Origin of the sequence: Pseudomonas xantholysinigenes, assembly GCF_014268885.2 — a bacterium.
Taxonomy (GTDB): Bacteria; Pseudomonadota; Gammaproteobacteria; order Pseudomonadales; family Pseudomonadaceae; genus Aquipseudomonas; species Aquipseudomonas xantholysinigenes.
The window spans coordinates 31727-54943 of record NZ_CP077095.1; the positions used below are offsets into that span (position 1 = coordinate 31727).

A 23217-nucleotide genomic window follows, 5' to 3' on the forward strand; every position below is an offset into this window, starting at 1 on the left:
CGGTTCGCCGCTGCGACTTGCCCCGCGATAGAGCCCTCAAGGTAGAAGCACAGTCGAACCAACCGTCCGCCGCGCCGACAACTCCGCCTGCGCCTTGGCCGCCTCGCTCAACGGATACCGCTGCTGGATATCCACAACCAGCTTGCCACTGGCGATCATCGCGAACAGGTCATCGGCCATGGCCTGGGTGTTCTCGGCATTGTTGGCGTAGCTCCCCAGCGTCGGCCGGGTGACATACAACGACCCCTTCTGCGACAGGATCCCCAAGTTGACCCCGGTTACCGCGCCAGAGGCATTGCCAAAGCTCACCATCAACCCCCGCGGCCTCAGGCAATCCAGCGAAGTCAGCCAGGTATCGGCCCCCACGCCGTCATACACCACCGCGCACTTCTGACCGTCTGTCAGCTCCAGCACACGCTTGGCCACGTCTTCATGGCTGTAGTCGATGGTCGCCCATGCCCCGAGCGCCTTGGCACGTTCGGCTTTCTCAGGAGAGCTCACGGTACCGATCAGCTTCGCCCCCAGTGCCTTGGCCCACTGGCAAGCCAACGACCCCACACCACCGGCGGCGGCATGGAACAGCACGAAGTCCCCCGGCTGCACGGCGTAGGTCTGCTTGAGCAAATACTGCGTGGTCAGCCCCTTGAGCATCACCGCCGCCGCCTGTTCGAAGCTGATTGCCTCCGGCAGCTTCACCAAGTTGGTCTCCGGCAGGGTATGCACCTCGCTGTAGGCCCCCAGCGGCCCACCGGCATAAGCCACTCGGTCGCCGACCTTGATCCGGCTGACCCCCTCGCCCACCGCCTCGACCACGCCGGCCGCTTCGGTACCCAGCCCGGAAGGCAGCGCAGGCGGTGCATACAGCCCGCCGCGGAAATAGGTGTCGATGAAATTCAAGCCGATCGCATGGTTGCGCACCCGCACCTGCTGCGGGCCGGGCGGTGCCGGGTCGAACTCGACCAGTTGCAGAACTTCCGGGCCGCCATGCTGGCTGAACTGGATACGCTTGGCCATCACACACTCCTGTCGTCGTGGGTCGCAAAGGCCTTCTATCGGACGCCTTTGCTTGACCGCCGTCAACTGCGACGCGGCGTCGGCCGGTGGTATGCTACGCGGCGAATTTTCCCGCTCCTTCCAGGTGACCCGATGACCAGCCGCACCGAGGCCGTAAAAGCCTACCTGCTCGACCTGCAAGACCGCATCTGCTCTGCCCTCGAAACCGAAGACGGCGGCGCCCGTTTCGTCGAGGATGCCTGGGTGCGCGATGCCGGTGGCGGCGGGCGCACGCGAGTGATCGGTGACGGCAAGGTGATTGAGAAAGGCGGGGTTAACTTCTCCCACGTATTCGGCGCCGGCCTGCCGCCGTCGGCCAGTGCCCACCGGCCGGAGCTGGCGGGCCGTGGTTTTGAGGCCCTGGGCGTGTCGCTGGTGATCCACCCGCACAACCCGCATGTACCGACTTCCCACGCCAACGTGCGGTTCTTCATCGCCGAGAAGGAAGGCGAAGAGGCGGTGTGGTGGTTCGGCGGTGGCTTCGACCTGACCCCGTACTACGGCAATGAGGAAGACTGCGTGCACTGGCACCGCGTCGCCGAGCAGGCCTGCGCGCCTTTCGGCGCCGACGTCTACCCGCGCTACAAGGCTTGGTGCGACCGCTACTTCCACCTCAAGCACCGTGGCGAGCCTCGCGGCATCGGCGGCCTGTTCTTCGACGACCTGAACGAGTGGGATTTCGACACCAGCTTCGCCTTCATGCGTGCGATCGGCGATGCCTATGTCGACGCCTACTTGCCGATCGTCCAGCGCCGCAAGGACACCCCGTACACGGCCAAACAGCGCGAATTCCAGGAATACCGCCGTGGCCGCTACGTCGAGTTCAACCTGGTCTACGACCGTGGCACCCTGTTCGGCCTGCAGTCGGGCGGGCGCACCGAGTCGATCCTGATGTCGCTGCCGCCGCAGGTGCGCTGGGGCTATGACTGGAAAGCCGAGCCGGGCAGCGAGGAAGCGCGCCTGACCGAATACTTCCTGCAGGACCGCGACTGGCTCGCCCAGTAAGCCTGTGGATAACAGAGGAACCGCAATGGACCAGTACGTCGTATTCGGCAACCCCATCGGCCACAGCAAGTCGCCGCTGATCCACCGCCTGTTCGCCGACCAGACCGGCCAGGATCTGGAGTACGCCACCTTGCTGGCGCCGTTGGACGAGTTCAGTGACTGCGCCACAGGCTTCTTCAAGCAAGGCAGCGGCGCCAACGTCACCGTGCCATTCAAGGAAGAGGCTTATCGCCTGTGTGACAGCCTCACCCCGCGTGCGCAACGTGCCGGCGCGGTAAACACCCTGACCAAGCTGGCCGACGGTACCTTGCAAGGCGACAACACTGACGGTGCCGGGTTGGTACGTGACCTGACGGTGAATGCCGGGGTGACACTGGCAGGCAAGCGCATCCTTATCCTTGGCGCTGGCGGTGCTGTTCGGGGTGTGCTGGAGCCGATCCTGGCGCACAACCCGCAATCGCTGGTGATTGCCAACCGTACCGTCGAGAAAGCCGAACAACTGGCGCGGGAGTTCGATGAGCTGGGGCCTGTGGTGGCCAGTGGGTTCAGCTGGTTGCAGGAGCCGGTGGACGTGATCATCAACGCCACTTCGGCGAGTCTGTCCGGTGAGCTGCCGCCGATTGCCGACAGCCTGGTCGAGGCGGGGCGTACCGTGTGCTACGACATGATGTATGGCAAGGAACCGACACCGTTCTGCCAGTGGGCCAGCAAGCTGGGGGCGGCCAAGGTGCTCGATGGGCTGGGGATGCTGGCCGAGCAGGCGGCCGAGGCGTTCTTCATCTGGCGAGGGGTGCGGCCGGAGACTGGACCGGTGCTGGATGAGCTGCGCAGACAACTCGCTCGGGCTTGAGATTGCCGGGGCCGCTATGCGGCCCTTTCGCGACACAAGGCCGCTCCTACAAGGGGCCGCGATTTCCTGTAGGAGCGGCCTTGTGTCGCGAAAGGGCTGCGCAGCAGCCCCCAGGATCTGAAACTCATTCCTGGAATTTGACCGGACATCCTTCAACCCCCTCTAACTTCTGTAGTTCCTCGATTACCTGCGGCCTTGCCCGCTGCAACGTCAGGCTCCCGCCATTACGCATCAACCGCCGCGCCTCGCGGTGCAACATATCCACACCCGAATAGTCGATGAAGTTCACCTGCCGCGCATCGATCACCACATGCGGCCCCTGGCAGCGTTGCAAGCGCACTTGCAGGTAGTGCGCGGCGCCAAAGAAGATCGACCCACCTACCCGCAATACATCCGTCTCCCCTTCCCGGCTTTGCTGCACCCTCGGTCGCGAAGTGCGCTTGAGGTAGAAGAACAGCGACGCCAGCACCCCGGCGTAGATCGCCGTCTGTAGCTCGAGCAGCAGCGTCGCGGCGGCCGTCAGCGCCATCACCAGGAACTCCGAGCGGCTGACCCGGAACAGCGCCCGGATGCCGCGATGGTCCACCAGCCCCCAGCAGATCAGCAGGATGCTGCCCGCCATCGCCGGGATCGGCAGATGGGCGATCAGCCCGGCACCAGCGACCGCGAACAGCGCCACCCACAACGCCGAAAACACCCCGGCCAACGGCGAGCGGGCACCTGCGTCATAGCTGAGCCCGGAGCGGGTAAAGGAGCCGGAGGACAGGTAGCCGGAGAACAATGCCCCGATGATGTTCGACAGGCCCTGGGCGCGGATCTCCTGGTTGGCGTCGATCAGTTGCTCGGAACGGGCGGACAGCGAACGGGCGATGGACAGGCTGGTGACCAGTCCGAGCATGCCGACAGCCACGGCACTGGGCAGCAGGCGCAGGATCAGTTCCACATCGAGTAACGGCAGCGGGCTGAACGGTGGCAACTGGCCGACGAAAGCGGGCACGCGCGGCACATGGCCGAACACGCCGGGCAACAGCCAGGCCGCCAGGCTCACCAGCAGCAGACTTATCAACAGGCCCGGCCAGTGTGGGCGCCACAGCTTCACCAGCACGCCAATCGCCAGGGTGCTCAGCCCCAGAACCAGCGATGGCATGTCCACCTCGCCAACATGGCCGACCAGTTCCTGCACGGTCTTCAGAGCCGTGGCCTGGCTCGGCAGATCCAGGCCCAGCAGGTTGGGCAACTGCCCCAGGGCAATGACCACGGCGGCGCCGAGGGTGAAGCCCAGCACCACCGAATGGGAGACGAAGTTGACCAGCGCGCCGAAGCGCAGCAGCCCGAGCAAGAGTTGGAAGATGCCGCCGAGGAAGGTCAGCAGCAGCACCAAGGTCACGTAATCGGCGCTGCCGGCCAAGGCCAGCGGGCTGATGCTGGCGTAAAGGACGATGGAGATGGCGGCGGTAGGGCCGCAGATCAGGTGCCAGGACGAGCCCCACAGGCAGGCCACCAGCACCGGCACGATGGCGGCGTACAGGCCGTATTCGGCGGGCAGGCCGGCGATCAGGGCGTAGGCGATCGATTGCGGCAGGGCTAGGATGGCGCCGCTCAGGCCCACCAGCAGGTCCTGGCGCAGGCTGCGGTCCGATTGACGGGGAAGCCAGGTGAGGAAGGGCAGCAGGCGGGTCAGGCGGGGCATGGGAATAGGTATTCCTGAAGATTTCACCAGCCCTGTGGGAGCGGGTTTACCCGCGAAGCAAACACCGCGGTGCATGGCACCGGCTGTGCCGGTGTTCGCGGGTGAACCCGCTCCCACAGGGGTTATATGTCGCTCAGTGGGTCAGAGTTTAGCTTTTACGGCCGCTTGGGATTCTCCGCCAGCTTTGGTGGTGACCCCTGCGAGCCAGGCATCCAGCACCTGTGGATGAGCCTTCACCCACCCCCTGGCCGCCTCATCAAAGCTCACCTTCTTATCCACAACCTCGGCCATGATGCTGTTCTCCATGTCCAACGTGAACGTCAGGTTGCTCAACAGCTTCGCTGCATTCGGACACGCCTGTGGATATCCCTTGCGGGTCAGCGTGTACACATCGCCTTTGCTGCCAAACCACTTTTCGCCCCCCGTGAGGTAATGCATCTTCAACTTCACGTTCATCGGGTGCGGGGTCCAGCCCAGGAAGGTGATGAACTGCTGCTTCTTCACCGCCCGATCCACCTGGGCCAGCATTGCCTGCTCGCTGGACTCGATCAGTTTCCACTGCCCAAGCTCGAAATCGTTCTTTTCGATGATCTCTTTCAGCGACAGGTTGGCCGGCGCGCCAGAGCCAATGCCATAGAGCTTTTTGTCGAACTTGTCGGCGTTCTTCTGCAGGTCGGCGAAATCCTTCACGCCTGCATTCCAGACGTAGTCGGGCACCGCCAGGGTGAACTCCGTGCCTTCGAGGTTGCGCCCGAGCCGGTGTACATCGCCATTGGCGATGAACTTGTCATGAAAGCCTTGCTGCGCCGGCATCCAGTTGCCGAGGAAGGCATCCACCCGGCCATCCTTCAGCCCACCGTAGATGATCGGCACGGCCAGGCTGTCGATCTTCACCTGGTAGCCCAGGCTTTCCAGGAGCAGGCGGGCGACGGCGTTGGTGCTGGCGATATCGCTCCAGCCAGGGTCGGCCAGTTTCACGGTGCTGCATTGCGCGTCGCCATCGGCGGCGTGGGCCGTGCCCAGGCTCAGGGCCAGGGCGAGCACGGCGGTGGAGAACTTCTGCATGGCGGCCTCTCTTCTCAATCCAGGGGTGCGGGCTGTGGATAACGTGCCTTGCGCTCGAGGTCGTCGAGATCGATGTGGTTGCGCATGTACTGTTGGCTGGCGTCCACCAGCGGTTGGTGGTCCCAGCTTTTCAGCGTGCCGATGGCCAGCGCCTCGGCCACCAGGCGGCGGCGGCGCTGGCTGGCCAGCACTTGCTGGCGCAGGCTGGGGATATCCCAGCGCTGCTTCGCTTCATCGACAAATGCCTGCAGCAGCGCCTGGTGGTCCGGGCTGCCGGTGAGGTTCTCCCGCTCGTGCGGGTCGCGGCTCAGGTCGTAGAGTAAACAGGGGTCGTCCTCGCTGTACACGAACTTGTAGGCGCCGCGGCGGATCATCATCAGCGGGCCGACGGTACCTTCGGCCATGTATTCGCCGATCACCTCGTCATGACCGTCCTGCCCTTGCAGGTGGCCGAGCAGTGAGCGGCCGTCCAGGTGCAGGTCTTTATCCACAGTGCCGCCGGCCAGGTCGACAAGCGTCGGCAGCAGGTCGCAGGTGGAAACGCTGGCGCTGATGCGCGCAGGTTTGAAGTGCCTGGGTGCGTGGATCAGCAGCGGTACCCGTGCCGACATCTCGAACCAGTGCATCTTGTACCAGAGCCCGCGCTCGCCAAGCATGTCGCCGTGGTCGCCGGAGAAGACGATCAGGGTGTCGTCGGCCAGGCCGCAATCTTCCAGGGTCTGCAGAAGCAGGCCGATATTGTCGTCGATATAGTTGCAGGCGCCGAAATAGGCGCGGCGGGCGTCGCGGATCTTGTCCACGGGTAGGGGCTTGTCCCACAGGTCGTAGACCTTGAGCAGGCGTTGCGAGTGAGGGTCTTGCTGGTCCTGGGCGATCTCGTCGCGGGGCAGCGGGATATCCACAGCCTCGTAGAGATCCCAGTAGCGTTTGGGGATGGTGTACGGGTCATGCGGGTGGGTCATCGACACGGTCAGGCAGAAGGGCCGGCCATCGTCTTCGCGCACATGGTCGTAGAGGTACTGGCGTGCCTTGAACACCACCTCCTCGTCGAAATCCAGCTGGTTGGTGCGCACGCAGGGGCCGGCCTGCAACACCGAGGACATGTTGTGGTACCAGCTCGGGCGCTCGTCAGGCGCGTCCCAGTTCACCGCCCAGCCGTAGTCGGCCGGGTAGATGTCGCTGGTCAGGCGCTCTTCGTAGCCGTGCAGCTGGTCCGGGCCGCAGAAATGCATCTTGCCCGACAGCGCGGTGCGATAGCCGAGGCGGCGCAGGTAGTGGGCGTAGGTCGGAATGTCGGCGGGGAAGTCGGCGGCGTTGTCGTAGGCGCCGATGCGGCTGGGCAACTGGCCGCTGACCAGCGTGAAGCGCGAGGGGGCGCACAGCGGGCTGTTGCAGTAGGCGGAGTCGAACACCACGGCCTGCTCGGCGAGGCGCGCCAGGTTGGGCATCTTGATCGGCGACGGGCTGTAGATCGGCAACAGCGGCGCGGCCATCTGGTCGGCCATGATGAACAGGATGTTGGGTTGCTTCATGGTGCCCTTCCATCGTCGAGAGTTATGGTGAACGCTTGCAATCCAGCATGGTGCTGTGGATAAGTTGGGTAAAGCCCACGTCGGGCAATGACTGGGATTAGCCACGCTTATGTTTGAGCACCTTGCCGACCTGTCTCTCGACGCATTGCGCGTGTTCGAGTCCGCCGCGCGCTTGCGTAGCTTCACGGCTGCGGCCCTTGAGCTGGGCACAACCCAGCCGGCGGTAAGCCAGCAGGTCAAGCGCCTGGAGGCGCAACTGGGGACGCGGTTGTTCGACCGTATCTACCGGGGCATCGAGCTGACCGAAGCGGGCCAGCTGCTGTTCGAGCAGGCACATCAAGGGCTTCAGGCCATGGACGATGGTGTTGCCTTGGCCAGCGGGCGTGGTCAGCGCGAGGTGTTGCAGGTGGCCACTGACTTCGCGTTTGCCGCGTTCTGGTTGATGCCGCGTCTGCAGCGTTTCCACGAGGCTTATCCACAGGTGGATGTGAGCCTGGTGACCGGCGAGCGCAGCCAGGGGATGTTGCGTCCGGACATCGATGTGGCGGTGCTGTTTGGTGATGGGCGTTTCCATCAGGGCGAGAGTCGCTGGTTGTTCGACGAGGAAGTCTTCCCCGTTTGCAGCCCACGGCTGAGTCATGGCAAACCCTTGTCAGCCGTGGCTTTGCAACGATTGCCGTTGTTGCATCTGAAGGGCGAGCAGGCCAGTCGCTGGTTCGATTGGGCGGGGGTGTTTCGTGGCCTTGGTGTGGACAGCCCTCCTCCGTCCGGGCAACTGCGGTTCGATAACTACACGCTGCTGATACAGGCTGCGATTGCCGGGCAAGGTGTGGCGATTGGCTGGGCACACCTGGTCGATGGGCTGGTCGAGCAAGGGTTGTTGTGTCGGCCCATGGAAGGCAGTTTGCGGTCGGAGCGCGGGTATTACCTGGTGCTGCCGCCGCGCAAACGGCGCGGGGCGCTGATACAGCGGTTCGTAGACTGGCTGGAGCAGGAGCGTGGCCGATGAACGGCGCTGTCTGTAGGAGCGGCCTTGTGTCGCGAAAGGGCTGCGCAGCAGCCCCGGCGATCGTGATCATCACGCAAATTCTGGGGCCGCTTCGCGCCCCTTTCGCGACACAAGGCTGCTCCTACAGGGATGGCGTAGACTTCAAGATGTTCGCATTACCGCAATCAGGAGCCACCGTGCAAAGGATCAAGGGCTATCACGCCCACGTGTACTACGACGCATCGACCATGGAGCAGGCCCGCGAACTTTGCGAGGAAGCGACGCGCCTGTTCCCCGTGACCATGGGGCGCATGCACCAGAAACCGGTCGGGCCGCACCCGGACTGGAGCTGCCAGCTGGCCTTCGGGCCGGAAGTGGTCGGCGTGGTTCTGCCGTGGCTGGCGTTGTATCGCAAGGGGTTGGTGGTGTTCCTGCACCCGGAGACCGGGGACGAGCTGGCGGACCACCGCGATCATGCGATCTGGATGGGGGCGATCAGGCCGTTGGACCTGTCGATTTTCAAAGAGTAGGTCGGTGTTGTTTGTGTGGGCCTCTTCGCGGGTAAACCCGCTCCCACAGGATCACACCCTATCCTGTGGGAGCGGGTTTACCCGCGAATCAGGCGACGCGGATCAGGATCTAGCGGCGCGCACACCCTCAGCCAACGCCGAGCACAGGCTCAGCACATCCTGCACCGCCTGGCCGGCATCCTTGGCCTGGGCGATCTTGTCGACCAGCGCCGAACCGACCACCACGCCATCGGCCAGACGGGCGATAGCTGCGGCCTGTTCAGGCGTGCGGATACCAAAGCCAACGCTGATCGGCAGATCGGTATGCCGACGCAGGCGCGCAATGGCTTCGGTCACATGTTCGGTAGTCGCCGAACCCGCACCGGTCACACCCGCCACCGACACGTAGTAGACGAACCCGGAGCTGCGCTCCAGCACGCGCGGCAGGCGCGCATCGTCGGTGGTCGGGGTGGTCAGGCGGATGAAGTCGATGCCTGCGGCCTGGGCCGGAGTGGCCAGCTCGGCGTCATGCTCCGGTGGCAGGTCGACGATGATCAGGCCGTCGACGCCCGCCTCTTTCGCCTCGGCGACGAACTGCGCCACGCCGAAACGGTGGATAGGGTTGTAGTAACCCATCAGCACGATCGGCGTGGTCTGGTTATCCACACGGAATTCGCGAACCATCCGCAGGGTCTTGGCCAGGGTCTGGCCGGCTTCCAGGGCGCGCAGGGTGGCGAGCTGGATGGCCACGCCGTCGGCCATCGGGTCGGTGAACGGCATGCCCAGTTCGATCACGTCGGCACCGGCGGCCGGCAGGCCCTTGAGGATCTGCAACGAGGCGTCATAGCCCGGGTCGCCAGCGGTGACGAAAGTGACCAGTGCCGAGCGGCCTTCGGCCTTCAGTTCGGCGAAGCGTTGTTCGAGACGGCTCATGCCTGTTTCTCCTGGGCGGCCATGTGGTTCATCACGGTTTGCATGTCCTTGTCGCCGCGACCGGACAGGCAGATCACCATCAGGTGGTCCTTGGGCAGCTTCGGCGCGCGCTTGATCGCCTCGGCCAGGGCGTGGGAGCTTTCCAGCGCCGGGATGATGCCTTCCAGGCGGCAGGTGGCGTGGAAGGCGTCCAGGGCTTCGTCGTCGGTGATACTGACGTACTCCACGCGCTTCACTTCGTGCAGGTAGGCGTGCTCCGGTCCGATGCCGGGGTAGTCGAGGCCTGCGGAAATCGAGTGGGCGTCGGTGATCTGGCCGTCGTCGTCCTGCAGCAGGTAGGTGCGGTTGCCGTGCAGCACGCCCGGCACGCCGCCGTTGAGGCTGGCCGCGTGCTTGTCGGTGTGCACGCCGTGGCCGCCGGCTTCGACGCCGATGATCTGCACGCTGGCATCATCGAGGAAGTCGTGGAACAGGCCCATGGCGTTGGAGCCGCCACCGACGCAGGCGATCAGGCTGTCGGGCAGGCGCCCTTCCTTTTCTTGCAACTGGGCGCGGGTTTCCTTGCCGATGATCGACTGGAAGTCGCGGACCATGGCCGGGTACGGGTGGGGACCTGCCACGGTGCCGATCAGGTAGAAGGTGTCGTCGACGTTGGTGACCCAGTCGCGCAGGGCTTCGTTCATGGCGTCCTTGAGGGTGCCGGTGCCGGCGGTCACCGGGACGATCTCGGCGCCCAGCAGCTTCATGCGGAACACGTTGGCCTGCTGGCGCTCGATGTCGGTGGCGCCCATGTAGATCACGCAAGGCAGGCCGAAACGGGCGGCGACGGTGGCGGTGGCCACGCCGTGCATGCCGGCGCCGGTCTCGGCGATCAGGCGTTTCTTGCCCATGCGCTTGGCCAGCAGCACCTGGCCGATGCAGTTGTTCACCTTGTGCGCGCCGGTGTGGTTGAGCTCTTCGCGTTTGAAGAAGATCTTCGCGCCGCCGCAGTGCTCGGTCAGGCGCTCGGCGAAATACAGCGGGTTGGGGCGGCCGATGTAGTCGCGCTGGAAGTAGGCGAGTTCTTCGAGGAACTTGGGGTCGGCCTTGGCGGCTTCGTATTCGCGGGCAAGGTCCAGCACCAGGGGCATCAGGGTTTCGGCCACGTAGCGGCCGCCGAACGCGCCGAACAGGCCGTTGGCATCGGGGCCGGCGCGGTATTGGGTCTGGGTCATGGGGCGCTCCATAGGCGGTGTAGAGGTTGGGATCGTGTTGGCTTCTTCGCGGGTAAACCCGCTCCCACAGGTACCGTGTGGCGTTTGGCATCTGTGGGAGCGGGCTTGCCCGCGAAGAGGCCGACACCGGTCGATGGGCTTTACTCTACCCACGACATGCCCGGCTGAAAACCGATAAGATTGCGCAAACCTGTCAGGAAAACTCACAAGTAAAATGGCCCAGGACCTTCCCCCTCTCAACGCCCTGCGGGCCTTCGAGGCGACCGCCAGGCTGAACAGCGTCAGCCAGGCGGCCGAGGTGCTTCACGTCACCCATGGCGCCGTCAGCCGGCAGATCAAGGTGCTCGAGGAGCATCTGGGCGTGGTCTTGTTCGCCAAGGACGGGCGTGGCGTCAAACTCACAGATGCCGGGATGCGTCTGCGCGATGCCAGCTCCGAGGCGTTCGACCGCTTGCGCAGCGTCTGCGCCGAGCTGTCCCGCGATGCCGACGAAGCGCCCTTCGTGCTTGGCTGCTCAGGCAGCTTGCTGGCGCGCTGGTTCATCCCGCGCCTGGGGCGGTTGAAGGCCGATTTGCCAGAATTGCGCCTGCACCTGTCCGCCGGCGAAGGTGACCTCGATCCACGTCGCCCGGGGCTGGATGCCTTGCTGGTCTATGCCGAATCCCCATGGCCGGCGGACATGCAGGTGCATGTACTCGCCGAAGAGCGAATTGGCCCGGTGCTGAGCCCGCACTTCGAAGGCTTCGATCGCTTGAAAGCCGCGCCAGCCGTGGCTTTGCAACGAGAGGCAGTGCTCCATACCACCTCGCGGCCACAGGCTTGGCCGACCTGGGCGCAGCAGCATGGCATCGAGCCCGGCGCACTGAGTTACGGCCAGGCATTCGAGCATTTGTACTATCTGCTCGAAGCGGCGGTGGCTGGTCTTGGCGTCGCCATCGCGCCACAACCGCTGGTGGCGGATGACCTGAAGGCCGGACGGCTGGCAGCACCTTGGGGCTTTTCCCCCACCCATGCCGCATTGGCCTTGTGGGTGCCCCGGCGCGCCGCGGACGGGCGCGCCGAGCAACTGGCGCAATGGCTGCGCCAGGAACTGCAACAGCAGGCGCTCTAGTTGCGCCGGCACATCAGGTAGGCCGCCAGCAGGCCGAGGGCGCCCACCGCCACGCCGGCGGTGGTCCAGGGATGTTCCTGTGCATAGTCGCGAGTGGCGATGCTGGTCTGGCGGGTACGGGCCTTGACCTCGTCATAGGCATCGCTGAGCAGGCTGCGCGAGTGCTTGAGGGCGTTCTCGGCATTGCCGCGCAGCGCCTTCATGGTCTTGTGGGACTCTTCCGAGGCATCGTGCTTGAGGTGTTCCAGGGCCTTGAGCAGGCTCTCGATCTCGGCTTCCATGCTTTCCAGCGACGCTTTGCGCAGCGAGTTGTGGGCCATGGTGACTCTCCTTCGCGGTGGTGGGCTGTACTGGTTGCGACTGCGCCACCCGGCGAAAGTGCGATCGAACTTTGCCCTGCGGCGATCGCTCGCAGGTAAACCGGGCCTGCGCTGCTAGGCTCAACGGACTACCCAACCGAGGAGAGCGCTCATGTCGGATCATCACACCTACAAGAAAATCGAGCTGGTCGGATCGTCCCCCACCAGCATCGAAGAAGCGATCAACAACGCCCTGGCCGAGGCCGGCAAGAGCATCAAGCACCTGGAATGGTTCGAGGTGGTCGATACCCGTGGGCATATCCGCGACAACAAGGCCGCGCATTTCCAGGTGACGCTGAAGGTCGGCTTCCGTATCGCCAACAGCTGAAATGAAGCAGGGCTAGGCTTGTCTGGCCTGATCGGGTAATAAGTTTCCAGGGCGCGGGCTTCGCGCCCTTTTCGTCTTTGATCTGTACAAGGAAAGCGATCGATGAAGAAGTTGATTCTGGCCGTGGGGTTGATGGCGTTGGCCGGTGGCGCGCTGGCGGCGGGCAAGCCGTGCGAGGAGCTCAAGGCGGAGATTGCCGCCAAGCTGGATGCCAAGGGGGTGAAGGGCTATACGCTGGAGATCGTCAACAAGGGCGAGCCGGCGGGCAAGGTGGTCGGCACCTGCGAGGGTGGGACCAAGGAGATTGTCTACCGGCGTGGCTGATGCGCTGGATTCTTCGCGGGCAAGCCCGCTCCCTCAGGTTTTGCACTGCTATCAAGGTCAGTGGTGCACCTATGGGAGCAACTGCCCTGCTCAACTGCTAAAGCTAGCGCGGTCGCTGTGGGAGCGGGTTTACCCGCGAATGAGGCTCACTCGGTCTTGAGCGCCTGCGCCATCAGCTCATAGGACCTGATCCGGTCGGCATGTTCATACAGGTCGCTGGTGAAGATCAGCTCATCCGCCCCGGTCTGCTCCAGCAGCACCTCCACTTTCGCCCGCACCTTCTGCGGGCTGCCGATCATCGCCAGGCCCAAGAAGCTGCTCACCGCATCGCGCTCATGGGGCAGCCACAGCCCATTCATGCTCTCGACCGGCGGGCGCTGCATCAGGCTCTGGCCACGGATCAGCGCGAGGATGCGCTGGTACACCGAGGTCGCCAGGTAGTCGGCCTTCTCGTCGGTCTCGGCCACCACCATCGGAATGCCGAGCATCACATAAGGCTTGTCCAGCGTCGTCGAAGGCTTGAAATGGTCTCGGTAGATGCGGATCGCTTCGTGCATGTAGCGTGGCGCGAAATGTGAGGCAAACGCATAGGGCATGCCGCGCATGCCGGCCAACTGGGCGCTGAACAGGCTGGAGCCGAGCAGCCACATTGGCACCTCGGTGTCATGGCCGGGCACGGCGATCACTTTTTGATCATCTGTACGTGGGCCGAGGTAGCGCGACAGTTCCTCGACATCGTCGGGGAAGTCGTCGGCACTACCAGAGCGTTCACGGCGCAGGGCGCGGGCGGTCATCTGGTCGGAACCGGGGGCACGGCCCAGGCCTAGGTCTATACGACCTGGGTACAGGCTGGCCAGGGTGCCGAACTGCTCGGCGATCACCAGCGGCGCATGGTTGGGCAGCATTACTCCGCCGGAGCCGACGCGGATGCGCGAGGTGCCACCGGCCAGGTAGCCGATCAGCACCGCGGTGGCCGAGCTGGCGATACCGTCCATGTTGTGGTGTTCGGCCACCCAGAAGCGGTTGTAGCCGAAGCGCTCGACGTGCTGGGCCAGGTCCAGCGAGTTGCGCAGCGCTTGCGCCGGGCCGCCATCGGCGCGCACCGGCACCAGGTCGAGGGTAGAAATCTTCAGGTCTCGCAGGTGCGTCATTGGAGCCTCCGCATCAGGTGGTTGGCCAAGGGCCTTGCGGACTCTGTATGGGCATATTCGGCGGATTCAATGCCTGCCTGCAGATTGATCTGAACTTGATGCAAGCCCAGTCCTCAGAACTTTACATACCCAACCCATGTCCGGGAGGCAGCATGAAAAAGACAGCATCGGCGGTCTGGCAAGGTAGTCTGAAGGACGGCAAAGGCCATATATCCACTGAAAGCGGCGCGCTCAAGCAGGCGCCATACGGCTTCAACACCCGTTTCGAGGGCAGCCCCGGGACCAACCCGGAGGAGCTGATCGGCGCCGCCCATGCCGGGTGCTTCTCGATGGCGCTGTCGATGATGCTGGGCGAGGCGGGGTTCACCCCGGAGCGTGTCGATACTTTAGCCGAAGTGAGTCTCGACAAGCAGGCTGATGGCTTTGCCATTACCGCTGTGCACCTCACACTCAAGGCCGCAGTGCCAGGTGCCAGTGAGGCGCAGTTCCAGGAGATCGCCAACAAGGCCAAGGCGGGTTGCCCGGTCTCCAAGGTGTTGAACGCGACCATCAGCCTGGACGCCACTCTGCTTTCCTAGGCGGCGCAACGGCGGCGGTTTCCTGTAGTCTAAACAGCGTTGGCAGCGCGTCTGCCCTGTCTCAGGAGCCGTTCCATGATCCGCGTAGCAATGGGTGTGCTGGTTTCCCTGCTGGCCACCGCCGCACTGGCCGTGCCCAAGCCGTGCGAGGAACTTAAGGCCGAGATCGAAGCGAAGATTCAGGCGCGCGGGGTGACCTCCTACACGCTGGAGATCGTGCCTAACAGCGAAGTCCGCGATCAGAACATGATCGTGGGCAGCTGCGATGGCGGCACGAAGAAGGTCATCTACCAGAAGAACGATAGGTAAGGCCGGCCTCCACCACTGTAGGAGCGGCCTTGTGTCGCGATGGGCTGCGCAGCAGCCCCGGCGATTTTTGTTTGATGCTGAAATCCTGGGGCCGCTACGCGCCCCTATCGCGACACAAGGCCGCTCAGGCGAATGGCTGTGAGTCTTAGGGAATGCAGGTCACGTTGCTTGGTTCGTTGACCACCACCGTGCGATTGGCGTCGTACAGCAGCACCTGTGGCTGCATCGCCGGGGCTCGCGCCTCCAGACGATAACGTTGGCCGGCCTTGAAGTCGTTGTAGCGCACGGTGAGGTAGCAGGTCCGCTCGGTGGGGTCGGTACTGAAACCACCCGAGTAGATCTCGTAGTCGAAGCGCACCACCAGTTCATGCTTGCCGGGCGTCACCTGGAAATAGCGCCCGTCGTCCAGGCGCTGGCCGTCCAGGCGGTCGGCCATGATGGTTCTGCCGGGCGTGATGGTGTAGAGATCAACCCAGGCCTTGCCTGGATCGACCGGTGGCAAGGGGCTGGCGCATGCCCCCAGGGCACTGAGGGCCATCAGCATCATGGGCTGGCGCATGGCGAAACTCCCGCTCGCGGTTCACAGGTAACAAGCATAGCGCCGTTCGCGAGGTTCAGGTGCGTTGGCAGCCTGCGGGTTCGCCCTGGCCGATGAGTTTTTGCTGCTGGTCGTAGAGCTTGATCCAGGGGCGGAAGCCGATGCTGCCCGCCTGCAGCTGATAGCGTTGCCCGGCGGTGAAGTGCTTGTAGCTGAGATTGAGCTGGCAGTCGCGCCATAACGGCTCGTCCACCGGGCCGATATTGCTGGGCATCACGGCGAACTGGTAGCGCACGGTCAGCTCATGATTGCCGGGCTGCACCTCGAAATAACGGGTGTCGGCCCAGTCGCGCTCATCGACCTGCAGGGCGTGCAGCGAGTCGTTGTCACCCGGGGCCAGGTCGATCCAGGCCTGGTTCGGGTCGGCGCGGGGCAGGAAGGAGGCACAACCGGACAACAGCACGAGCGTGCCGGCGGCAAACAGCAGTGTACGCATGGCGAAGCTTCCCCTTGGCGAGATAGTCTTGGTCGCATTCGGCCGACGAGCGAGATAGACAGCCTCGATGTTTGGACTTTTTCTTTTCATGCGCTGCAGCCGTCGGGCTCTGGACTGCGTTTTCACCCGGTTGGTTCCCGTGGCGCTGGGCGTTCTGCTGGGCGGTTGTTCCAGCGTGGGCTACTACGGCCAGCTGGCAGAGGGGCAGTGGCAGCTGTTGCGGGCGCGCCAACCGCTGGATCGGGTGATTGAGGATCCCTCCACTAGTCTGGAGCTGCGCCAGCGCCTGCTGTTCGCCGAAAAGGCCCGGGCGTTCGCCAGCGCGCAGCTGCGGTTGCCGGACAACGGCAGTTACCGGGTCTACGCCGATCTGGGGCGCCCGTATGTGGTGTGGAATGTGTTCGCCACCCCTGAGCTGTCATTGCAGCCGGTGACCCATTGCTTCCCCATCGCCGGCTGCGTGGCCTATCGCGGTTATTACCGGCAGGGCGCGGCCCGCGGCGCGGCGGCGTTGATGCGCGAGGAAGGGCTGGATGTCTATGTGGGCGGCGTGGAGGCGTACTCGACCCTGGGCTGGTTCGACGATCCGATCCTGTCGACCATGGCCGGCTGGGGTGATGAGCGCCTGGCCACGGTGATCTTCCATGAGCTGGCGCACCAGCGCTTCTACGTGCAGGACGATACCGAGTTCAACGAGTCGTTCGCCTCGTTCGTCGAACAGGAGGGTACGCGGCAATGGCGTGCCGCGCGCGGGTTGGCAGCCATCGAGGACGCGGGCGCCAGGCAGCGCGAACAGTTCACCCGGCTGGTGCTGGCCAGCCGCGAGCGGTTGCAGGCGATCTATGCCGGGCCGTTGGATGAGCCGGGCAAGCGGGTGGCCAAGCAGGCCGAGTTCGAACGGCTGCGCCGGGAATACTGCCAGGTGCGGGATCGGGACTGGGCAGGGGACCGGCGCTTCGATGCCTGGATCTATGCACCGTTGAACAATGCCAAGCTGCTGCCGTTCGGCCTGTATGACCAGTGGGTGCCGGCGTTTTCGCAGCTGTTCAAGGAAGTTGGCGGAGATTGGGCACGGTTCTATCAGCGGGTCGAGGCGCTGGGGCGGATACCGATTGAACAGCGCAAGCTGGCGCTTGGACGGTTGATGGCAAGGCCTTGAGATAAAGGGGCCGCTTTGCGGTCCCTCACGGGCAAGCCCGCTCCCACAGTGACAACGCTCGACCTGTGGGAGCGGGCTTGCCCGCGAAGGGCTGCAAAGCAGCCCCGATACCTGTCAGCCTCTGATGAACGCCTGATGCAGCTCAGCCAGCGTCTCGAAATGGTACGCCGGCGCCTCGGCCTCGAGTTCCTCCCGGCTACCGAACCCATAGCCTACCGCCACTGCTTGCAGGCCATTGCTGCGCGCACCAATCAGGTCATGCTTGCGGTCACCGATCATCAGGGTCTGTGCCGGGTCCAGCCCTTCTTCATCCAGCAGGTGGCGAATCAGCTCGACCTTGTTGGTGCGGGTGCCATCCAGCTCGCTGCCGTAGATCACCTTGAAGTGGTGGTCGAAGGCGAAGTGCCGGGCGATCTCGCGGGCGTATTCCCAAGGTTTGGACGTGGCGATGTACAGTGTGCGGCCTTGGCTGTTGAGTGCCTGCAGCAGCTCTGGCACGCCGTCGAACAGCAGGTTCTCGTACAGCCCGGTGATCTTGAAGCGCTCGCGATAGAAGTTCACCGCCTCCCACGCCTTGGCCTCGTCGAAGTCATAGAACTGCATGAAGGCCTGGAGCAAGGGCGGGCCGATGAAGTGTTCGAGGCGAGCGAGGTCGGGCTCGTCGATGCCCAGCTTGGCCAGGGCGTACTGGATCGAACGGGTGATGCCCTCGCGAGGGTCGGTCAGGGTGCCGTCGAGGTCGAAGAGGATGTTCTGCTGGTGCATGGAGTGGTTCCGCTCGAATTCTGGGTCGATTGCTTCGCCGGTAAACCCGCTCCCACAGGCTGTGTGCAGGCCCTGTGGGAGCGGGTTTACCCGCGAATGCGTCATTGCGGTTGGTCGTAGCCTTCGGCCAGGTGCTGGTCCTTGAGCTTCACGTAGTTGCCGGCGCTGTAGGGGAAGAAGGCATGTTCCTGCTCGCTCAGCAGGCGCACTTGCTTCACCGGGCTGCCCATGTACAGGTAGCCACTGACCAGGCGCTTGCCCGGCGGCACCAGGCTGCCAGCGCCGATGATCACCTCGTCCTCGACGATGGCGCCGTCCATGATGGTGCTGCCCATGCCAACCAGGATGCGATTGCCCAGGGTACAGCCATGCAGCATGACCTTGTGACCGATGGTCACCTCGTCGCCTATGATCAGCGGGAAGCCATCTGGGTTGAACAGCCCGGCGTGGGTGATGTGCAGCACGCTGCCGTCCTGCACGCTGGTGCGCGCGCCGATGCGGATGCGATGCATGTCGCCGCGCACCACGGTCAGCGGCCAGATCGAGCTGTCCTCGCCGATCTCGACGTCGCCGATGACCACCGCCGAGCGGTCGACGAAGGCCCGTGCTCCCACTTTCGGCGTGTGTTGCTGGAAGGTCCGGAGGGCCATGATAGTGTTCCTCTGCAATGCCGATAGGCAGGCTGCCTGCTGCGGTCGGCGTCGATTGTAATTAAGATGGTCCCGTGTTTCTCCTGCCAAGGTACCCGAACCGTGAGTACGAACAACCCGCTGCTGCAGTCCCATGATCTGCCGCCCTTCTCGGCAATCCGCGCCGAGCATGTGCTGCCGGCGATCGAGCAGATCCTCGCCGACAACCGCAAGGCCATCGCCGAGATCCTCGAACAGCAGGGCAAGAACCCAACCTGGGCCGGCCTGGTGCTGGCCATGGACGAACTCAACGACCGCCTGGGCGCCGCCTGGAGCCCGGTCAGCCACCTCAACGCGGTGTGCAACAGCCAGGAGCTGCGCGAGGCCTACGAGTCGTGCCTGCCGGCCCTGAGCGCCTACTCCACCGAACTGGGCCAGAACCGCGCCCTGTTCGAAGCCTATGAAGCTCTGGCTGCCAGCCCTGAGGCCGCTGGCTTCGATGTGGCGCAGAAGACCATCATCGACCACGCCCTGCGCGACTTCCGCCTGTCGGGTATCGACCTGCCGGCCGACAAGCAGCAGCGCTATGCCGAAGTGCAGAGCAAGCTCAGCGAGCTGGGCAGCCGTTTCTCCAACCAGCTGCTCGACGCCACCCAGGCCTGGAGCAAGCACGTCACCGACGAGGCCGCCCTCGCCGGCCTGACCGACTCGGCCAAGGCGCAGATGGCCGCCGCCGCCCAGGCCAAGGGCCTCGACGGCTGGCTGATCACCCTGGAGTTCCCCAGCTACTACGCGGTGATGACCTACGCCGACGACCGCGCCCTGCGCGAAGAGCTGTACGCCGCCTACTGCACCCGTGCCTCCGACCAGGGCCCGAACGCTGGCCAGTTCGACAACGGCCCGGTGATGGCAGAGATCCTCGACCTGCGCCAGGAGTTGGCCAAGCTGCTGGGCTACCTGAATTTCGCCGAACTGAGCCTGGCCACCAAGATGGCCGAGTCCAGCGACCAGGTGCTGAGCTTCCTGCGTGACCTGGCCAAGCGTTCCAAGCCGTTCGCCGCCCAGGACCTGGAGCAGCTCAAGGCTTACGCCGCCGAGCAGGGCACCGCCGAGCTGGCCAGCTGGGACGCCGGCTACTTCGGCGAGAAGCTGCGCGAGCAGCGCTACAGCGTGTCGCAGGAAGCCCTGCGCGCGTATTTCCCGATCGACAAGGTACTGACCGGCCTGTTCGCCATCGTCCAGCGCCTGTACGGCATCGAAATCGCCGAGCTCAAGGGCTTCGACAGCTGGCACCCAGACGTGCGCCTGTTCGAGATCAAGGAAAACGGCCAGCATGTCGGCCGCTTCTTCTTCGACCTCTATGCCCGCGCCAACAAGCGTGGCGGCGCCTGGATGGACGGCGCCCGTGATCATCGCCGCACCGCCGCCGGCGCGCTGCAGAGCCCGGTGGCCAACCTGGTGTGCAACTTCACCCCGGCCACCCCCGGCAAGCCTGCGCTGCTGACCCACGACGAAGTCACCACCCTGTTCCACGAGTTCGGCCATGGCCTGCACCACCTGCTGACCCGCATCGAGCATGCCGGCGTATCCGGCATCAACGGCGTGGCCTGGGACGCGGTGGAGCTGCCGAGCCAGTTCATGGAGAACTGGTGCTGGGAGCCGGAAGGCCTGGCGCTGATCTCCGGCCACTACGAAACCGGCGAACCGCTGCCCCAGGACTTGCTGGACAAGATGTTGGCGGCGAAGAACTTCCAGTCCGGCATGATGATGGTGCGCCAGCTGGAGTTCTCGCTGTTCGACTTCGAGCTGCACGCTACCCACGGCGATGGCCGCAGCGTGCTGCAGGTGCTCGAGGGCGTGCGCGATGAGGTCTCGGTGATGCGTCCGCCGGCCTACAACCGCTTCCCCAACAGCTTCGCGCACATCTTCGCCGGCGGTTACGCGGCGGGTTACTACAGCTACAAGTGGGCCGAAGTGCTGTCGGCCGACGCTTTCTCCCGTTTCGAGGAAGAAGGCGTGCTCAACGCCGAGACTGGCCGCGCCTTCCGCGAGGCCATCCTGGCCCGTGGCGGTTCCCGCGAGCCGATGGTGCTGTTCGTCGACTTCCGTGGCCGTGAGCCTTCCATCGATGCATTGTTGCGCCACAGCGGCCTCACCGAGGACGCGGCGGCATGAGCGAGGTAGCCGTGAGCAAGAGCAAACGTCGCTTCATCGCCGGGGCGGTATGCCCGGCGTGCAGCGAGATGGACAAGCTGATGATGTGGAACGAGGACGGCGTGCCGCACCGCGAGTGCGTGGCCTGCGGGTTCACCGATACCCTGAACGAGCAGGGATTGTCGGTGCCCTCGGAGCTGGGCACCCGGGTCAACCACCTGGCGCCCAAGGCGGCGCCGGCCAAGGTGCAGGCGGTGCAGTTCTTCCCTAATCCGAAGCTGAAGAAACCGGCCGAATAGAGGCGTTGTGCGGCCCGGGTGTCATTGCCGGGCCGCACGCCCCCCGCCGCTCTGGGTGGTAGCTAATCAACGTCCCCAGTGCCAGGTGGCCGTCCATGCTCGCCAGTCCTTCAACTGAGCGAGATGCTTCCTATGTCTTCCGTTAACCCCCTCCTGCAACCCAGCGCCACGCCGATCGACTATGGCGCGGTGACCCTGGATAACGCCCACGAGGCCTTCGCCCATGCGCTCGCGGCTCATCGCGATGGCATTGCCCGGATCATCGAGCAGCAACGTGAGTTGCCGACTTGGGATGACCTGGTGCTGGCGATTGATGAGCTGGATGCCCAGCTCAATGCTGTGCTATTGGCGGCTTCGCCGCTGACCTACAAAGGCGAGGATTGGGCGAACCTGATCAACGAGTGCTATGGGCAATTGCTCACCCGTTTCGATGAAAAACTGGCCAGCTCAGTGTTGCGCGACCTGTACCACAAGCTGGCAGAGCGGATGGGCATGAACCTCGATGCCCATGAGCGTGCCACCTTGCAGTGGTACAGCGAGGCCTTCATCAGGCACGGGGCGCAGTTGGATGAGGCAGGCAAGCAGACGCTTGCGCAGATAAACGGAAAAATCCTGGAAATCGCCGACAGTTTTGCCGAGAACATGCAACTGGAAGGCACCTCTGTCAGCGAGGAAGCTTTGCTGGTGGGGCTCCCAGCCAGATTGCGCAATGAGTTGGCGGAACAGGCCAGGCAAAATGGCAAGTCGGGCTGGCTGATAGGTTCAGATATTGCCTCGACCGAGGCGTTGCTCGATCAAGCTGGCGATCGCAGCCTGCGCGAGTCGGTCTACCGCCGTCACCATCAGCGGGGTGTCAACGCCGATGTGCAGCAGGACAATGGCACTCACCTGCTCAATTTGGCTATCGAGCGTGAAAAGAAGGCCCACCTGCTAGGTTTCAGCGACTACCCAGCGCTGAGCTTGCGCGGCAAAAGCGCGGGCGATAGCGAGCAGGTACGACGCTTCCTGCATGACCTGGCGGCACGCATGCGGCCGCTGATGATCCAGCGGCGCGAGGCACTGCGGATGTTGGCGGGCCAGCACGGCCTCGATACTTTGCAACCCTGGGATCGGCGCTATGTGCAGACCCTTGAGCGCCAGGCCCGGCAACTGCCCACGCTGGATGCCTTTCGCGAGTTCTTCCCCCTGCCAAAGGTGATCGAGGCGCTGGGCGACCTGGTGCACAAGTTGTTTGGGCTGAGGCTCGTCGCGCCTGCATCGCCCGGCACAATGGCGGTCTGGCATCCAAGTGTCAGGGCTTTCGAAGTCTGGCTCGACCATGCGTTGGTGGGTTATTTCTACCTGGATGCCGAGCAGTATGCCGGCAAGCAGCCCGACCTGGTGGCCACCCGTTACATCCATAACCGCCGCGTCGATGCGGAGGGCCGTTTCCACCCGAGCGTGGTGGTGGCTTTCAGCGACACCCCGCAGGGCAGCCCTGCCCTACTGGGCCATACCCAGCTGCTCAAGCTGTTCCATGAGTTTGGCCACGCCATGCATCATCTGCTGGTGCGTACCACCAACCATGTAGCCTCGGGGGTAAGCAACCTTGGCGCGGACGGGGTCGAAGTATTCAGCAAGTTGTTCGAGCGTTGGGCATGGGATGCGGATTATCTGGCGAGTATCTCGGCGCACAAGGACGACGGTCACCCACTCCAGCGCGAGCAGGCGCAGGCATTGCTGGCCAGCTTGCGCGGCGAGGCGCTCGACAAGACCGTCAACGACCTTGCCCTGGCCTTGTTCGACCTCGATCTGCATGCCACGCCCAATGACGGTAGAAGCGTGCGTCAGCGCCTGAGCGAAGCGCGTGAGCGTTGTGGTTACTGGCCGTTGGAGGAGCATGAGCATCCGGCGCATGCCTTCGAGCATCTACTGGGTTATTACGACGCGGGGTACTACGCCTACGTATGGTCGGACGTGCATGCCTGCGATCTGTTCACCCGTTTCCAGCACGCGGGTCTTCAGGATCGCGCCACCGGCGCGGCCTTGCAGGCGGCCCTGCTCGACAGCGGAGCGGCCCAACCGTTGCGCGCGGGCATGCGTGGGTTCCTCGGCCGTGAGCCTGACCTTGAAGCGTTCCTCGCCTGGCATGGGCTGAGCTGACCGAAGGCGCTGGCCGTTCGGGTGAGCACCTTGTAC

General features: G+C 64.3%; 25 protein-coding genes. 13 read left to right on the plus strand and 12 right to left on the minus strand.

The window, feature by feature from the left end; genetic code table 11:
• Positions 1-36 precede the first annotated feature (36 nt).
• The gene (locus HU772_RS00150) at positions 37-1014 is read right to left on the minus strand and encodes an NADPH:quinone reductase (protein WP_186652820.1); all 978 of its coding nucleotides are present in this window, start codon (positions 1012-1014) and stop codon (positions 37-39) included.
• 132 nt (positions 1015-1146) lie between these two features.
• Here HU772_RS00150 and hemF point away from each other — a divergent pair, with 132 nt between their 5' ends.
• Positions 1147-2058, plus strand: coding sequence for an oxygen-dependent coproporphyrinogen oxidase (gene hemF, locus HU772_RS00155; protein WP_186652818.1), 912 nt, complete (start codon positions 1147-1149; stop codon positions 2056-2058).
• Positions 2059-2083: 25 nt separating this feature from the next.
• Positions 2084-2908, plus strand: a complete 825-nt coding sequence (gene aroE / locus HU772_RS00160) for a shikimate dehydrogenase (protein WP_096049038.1) — start codon at positions 2084-2086, stop codon at positions 2906-2908.
• Positions 2909-3032: 124 nt separating this feature from the next.
• Here aroE and HU772_RS00165 read toward each other — a convergent pair whose 3' ends face one another.
• The 3 genes from HU772_RS00165 to betC form a co-directional block, all read right to left on the minus strand.
• Positions 3033-4598 carry a SulP family inorganic anion transporter gene (locus HU772_RS00165; protein ID WP_186652817.1) on the minus strand — a complete coding sequence of 522 codons (1566 nt, stop codon included), beginning with the start codon at positions 4596-4598 and terminating at the stop codon, positions 3033-3035.
• Between the two features lie 141 nt (positions 4599-4739).
• Positions 4740-5663 (minus strand): choline ABC transporter substrate-binding protein, encoded by a 924-nt coding sequence (gene choX / locus HU772_RS00170; RefSeq protein WP_186652815.1) that lies wholly within the window; start codon positions 5661-5663, stop codon positions 4740-4742.
• Positions 5664-5677: 14 nt separating this feature from the next.
• Entirely contained in the window at positions 5678-7195 is a 1518-nt protein-coding gene (gene betC / locus HU772_RS00175) for a choline-sulfatase (RefSeq protein WP_186652808.1), read from the minus strand.
• Positions 7196-7304: 109 nt separating this feature from the next.
• Between betC and HU772_RS00180 the strand changes: the two genes are divergently transcribed.
• On the plus strand, positions 7305-8204 hold the full coding sequence (locus HU772_RS00180) for a choline sulfate utilization transcriptional regulator (RefSeq protein ID WP_186652806.1): 900 nt from the start codon (positions 7305-7307) through the stop codon (positions 8202-8204).
• 176 nt (positions 8205-8380) lie between these two features.
• Entirely contained in the window at positions 8381-8713 is a 333-nt protein-coding gene (locus HU772_RS00185) for a DOPA 4,5-dioxygenase family protein (RefSeq protein ID WP_186652805.1), read from the plus strand.
• A 102-nt stretch (positions 8714-8815) separates the two neighbouring features.
• Here HU772_RS00185 and trpA read toward each other — a convergent pair whose 3' ends face one another.
• On the minus strand, positions 8816-9625 hold the full coding sequence (trpA, locus tag HU772_RS00190; protein WP_186652803.1) for a tryptophan synthase subunit alpha: 810 nt from the start codon (positions 9623-9625) through the stop codon (positions 8816-8818).
• A complete protein-coding gene (gene trpB, locus HU772_RS00195; RefSeq protein WP_186652801.1) occupies positions 9622-10839 on the minus strand; it encodes a tryptophan synthase subunit beta in 1218 nt (405 codons plus the stop codon). The genes trpA and trpB overlap by 4 nt, the downstream gene beginning before the upstream one ends.
• A 214-nt stretch (positions 10840-11053) precedes the next feature.
• Between trpB and HU772_RS00200 the strand changes: the two genes are divergently transcribed.
• The gene (locus HU772_RS00200) at positions 11054-11950 is read left to right on the plus strand and encodes a LysR family transcriptional regulator (protein ID WP_186652799.1); all 897 of its coding nucleotides are present in this window, start codon (positions 11054-11056) and stop codon (positions 11948-11950) included.
• Here the strand turns inward: HU772_RS00200 and HU772_RS00205 are convergent.
• On the minus strand, positions 11947-12270 hold the full coding sequence (locus tag HU772_RS00205; RefSeq protein ID WP_186652797.1) for an ElaB/YgaM/YqjD family protein: 324 nt from the start codon (positions 12268-12270) through the stop codon (positions 11947-11949). The two genes, HU772_RS00200 and HU772_RS00205, sit on opposite strands and share 4 nt — an antisense overlap.
• 151 nt (positions 12271-12421) lie before the next feature.
• Between HU772_RS00205 and HU772_RS00210 the strand changes: the two genes are divergently transcribed.
• Both HU772_RS00210 and HU772_RS00215 read left to right on the plus strand, forming a co-directional pair.
• Positions 12422-12637, plus strand: a complete 216-nt coding sequence (locus HU772_RS00210) for a dodecin (RefSeq protein ID WP_011531496.1) — start codon at positions 12422-12424, stop codon at positions 12635-12637.
• Between the two features lie 102 nt (positions 12638-12739).
• Complete coding sequence (locus HU772_RS00215; protein WP_186652794.1) at positions 12740-12961, plus strand: DUF1161 domain-containing protein; 222 nt, start codon at positions 12740-12742, stop codon at positions 12959-12961.
• Positions 12962-13107: 146 nt separating this feature from the next.
• Here HU772_RS00215 and HU772_RS00220 read toward each other — a convergent pair whose 3' ends face one another.
• A complete protein-coding gene (locus tag HU772_RS00220; protein WP_186652793.1) occupies positions 13108-14112 on the minus strand; it encodes an LLM class flavin-dependent oxidoreductase in 1005 nt (334 codons plus the stop codon).
• Positions 14113-14264: 152 nt separating this feature from the next.
• On the opposite strand from HU772_RS00220, the gene HU772_RS00225 reads away from it, so the two are divergent.
• A complete protein-coding gene (locus tag HU772_RS00225) occupies positions 14265-14690 on the plus strand; it encodes an OsmC family protein (RefSeq protein WP_186652792.1) in 426 nt (141 codons plus the stop codon).
• Between the two features lie 75 nt (positions 14691-14765).
• On the plus strand, positions 14766-14999 hold the full coding sequence (locus HU772_RS00230; protein WP_186652791.1) for a DUF1161 domain-containing protein: 234 nt from the start codon (positions 14766-14768) through the stop codon (positions 14997-14999).
• A gap of 145 nt (positions 15000-15144) precedes the next feature.
• On the opposite strand, the gene HU772_RS00235 is transcribed toward HU772_RS00230, so the two are convergent.
• Together HU772_RS00235 and HU772_RS00240 are read right to left on the minus strand one after the other, a co-directional pair.
• Positions 15145-15558 (minus strand): PA0061/PA0062 family lipoprotein, encoded by a 414-nt coding sequence (locus tag HU772_RS00235; protein WP_186652789.1) that lies wholly within the window; start codon positions 15556-15558, stop codon positions 15145-15147.
• A gap of 55 nt (positions 15559-15613) precedes the next feature.
• Positions 15614-16033, minus strand: coding sequence for a PA0061/PA0062 family lipoprotein (locus tag HU772_RS00240; RefSeq protein ID WP_186652788.1), 420 nt, complete (start codon positions 16031-16033; stop codon positions 15614-15616).
• An 88-nt stretch (positions 16034-16121) separates the two neighbouring features.
• Here HU772_RS00240 and HU772_RS00245 point away from each other — a divergent pair, with 88 nt between their 5' ends.
• Positions 16122-17192 carry an aminopeptidase gene (locus HU772_RS00245; RefSeq protein ID WP_186652787.1) on the plus strand — a complete coding sequence of 357 codons (1071 nt, stop codon included), beginning with the start codon at positions 16122-16124 and terminating at the stop codon, positions 17190-17192.
• Between the two features lie 114 nt (positions 17193-17306).
• Here the strand turns inward: HU772_RS00245 and HU772_RS00250 are convergent, their stop codons facing one another.
• On the minus strand, positions 17307-17957 hold the full coding sequence (locus HU772_RS00250; RefSeq protein WP_186652786.1) for an HAD family hydrolase: 651 nt from the start codon (positions 17955-17957) through the stop codon (positions 17307-17309).
• 101 nt (positions 17958-18058) lie between these two features.
• On the minus strand, positions 18059-18607 hold the full coding sequence (locus HU772_RS00255; RefSeq protein ID WP_186652784.1) for a gamma carbonic anhydrase family protein: 549 nt from the start codon (positions 18605-18607) through the stop codon (positions 18059-18061).
• A gap of 66 nt (positions 18608-18673) precedes the next feature.
• Between HU772_RS00255 and prlC the strand changes: the two genes are divergently transcribed.
• The 3 genes from prlC to HU772_RS00270 all read left to right on the plus strand — a co-directional run bounded on the left by prlC (position 18674) and on the right by HU772_RS00270 (position 23181).
• Complete coding sequence (prlC, locus tag HU772_RS00260) at positions 18674-20761, plus strand: oligopeptidase A (protein ID WP_186652782.1); 2088 nt, start codon at positions 18674-18676, stop codon at positions 20759-20761.
• On the plus strand, positions 20758-21039 hold the full coding sequence (locus HU772_RS00265) for a YheV family putative zinc ribbon protein (protein ID WP_186652781.1): 282 nt from the start codon (positions 20758-20760) through the stop codon (positions 21037-21039). The genes prlC and HU772_RS00265 overlap by 4 nt, the downstream gene beginning before the upstream one ends.
• 132 nt (positions 21040-21171) lie before the next feature.
• On the plus strand, positions 21172-23181 hold the full coding sequence (locus HU772_RS00270) for a M3 family metallopeptidase (RefSeq protein ID WP_186652779.1): 2010 nt from the start codon (positions 21172-21174) through the stop codon (positions 23179-23181).
• The last annotated feature ends 36 nt before the right edge of the window (positions 23182-23217 follow it).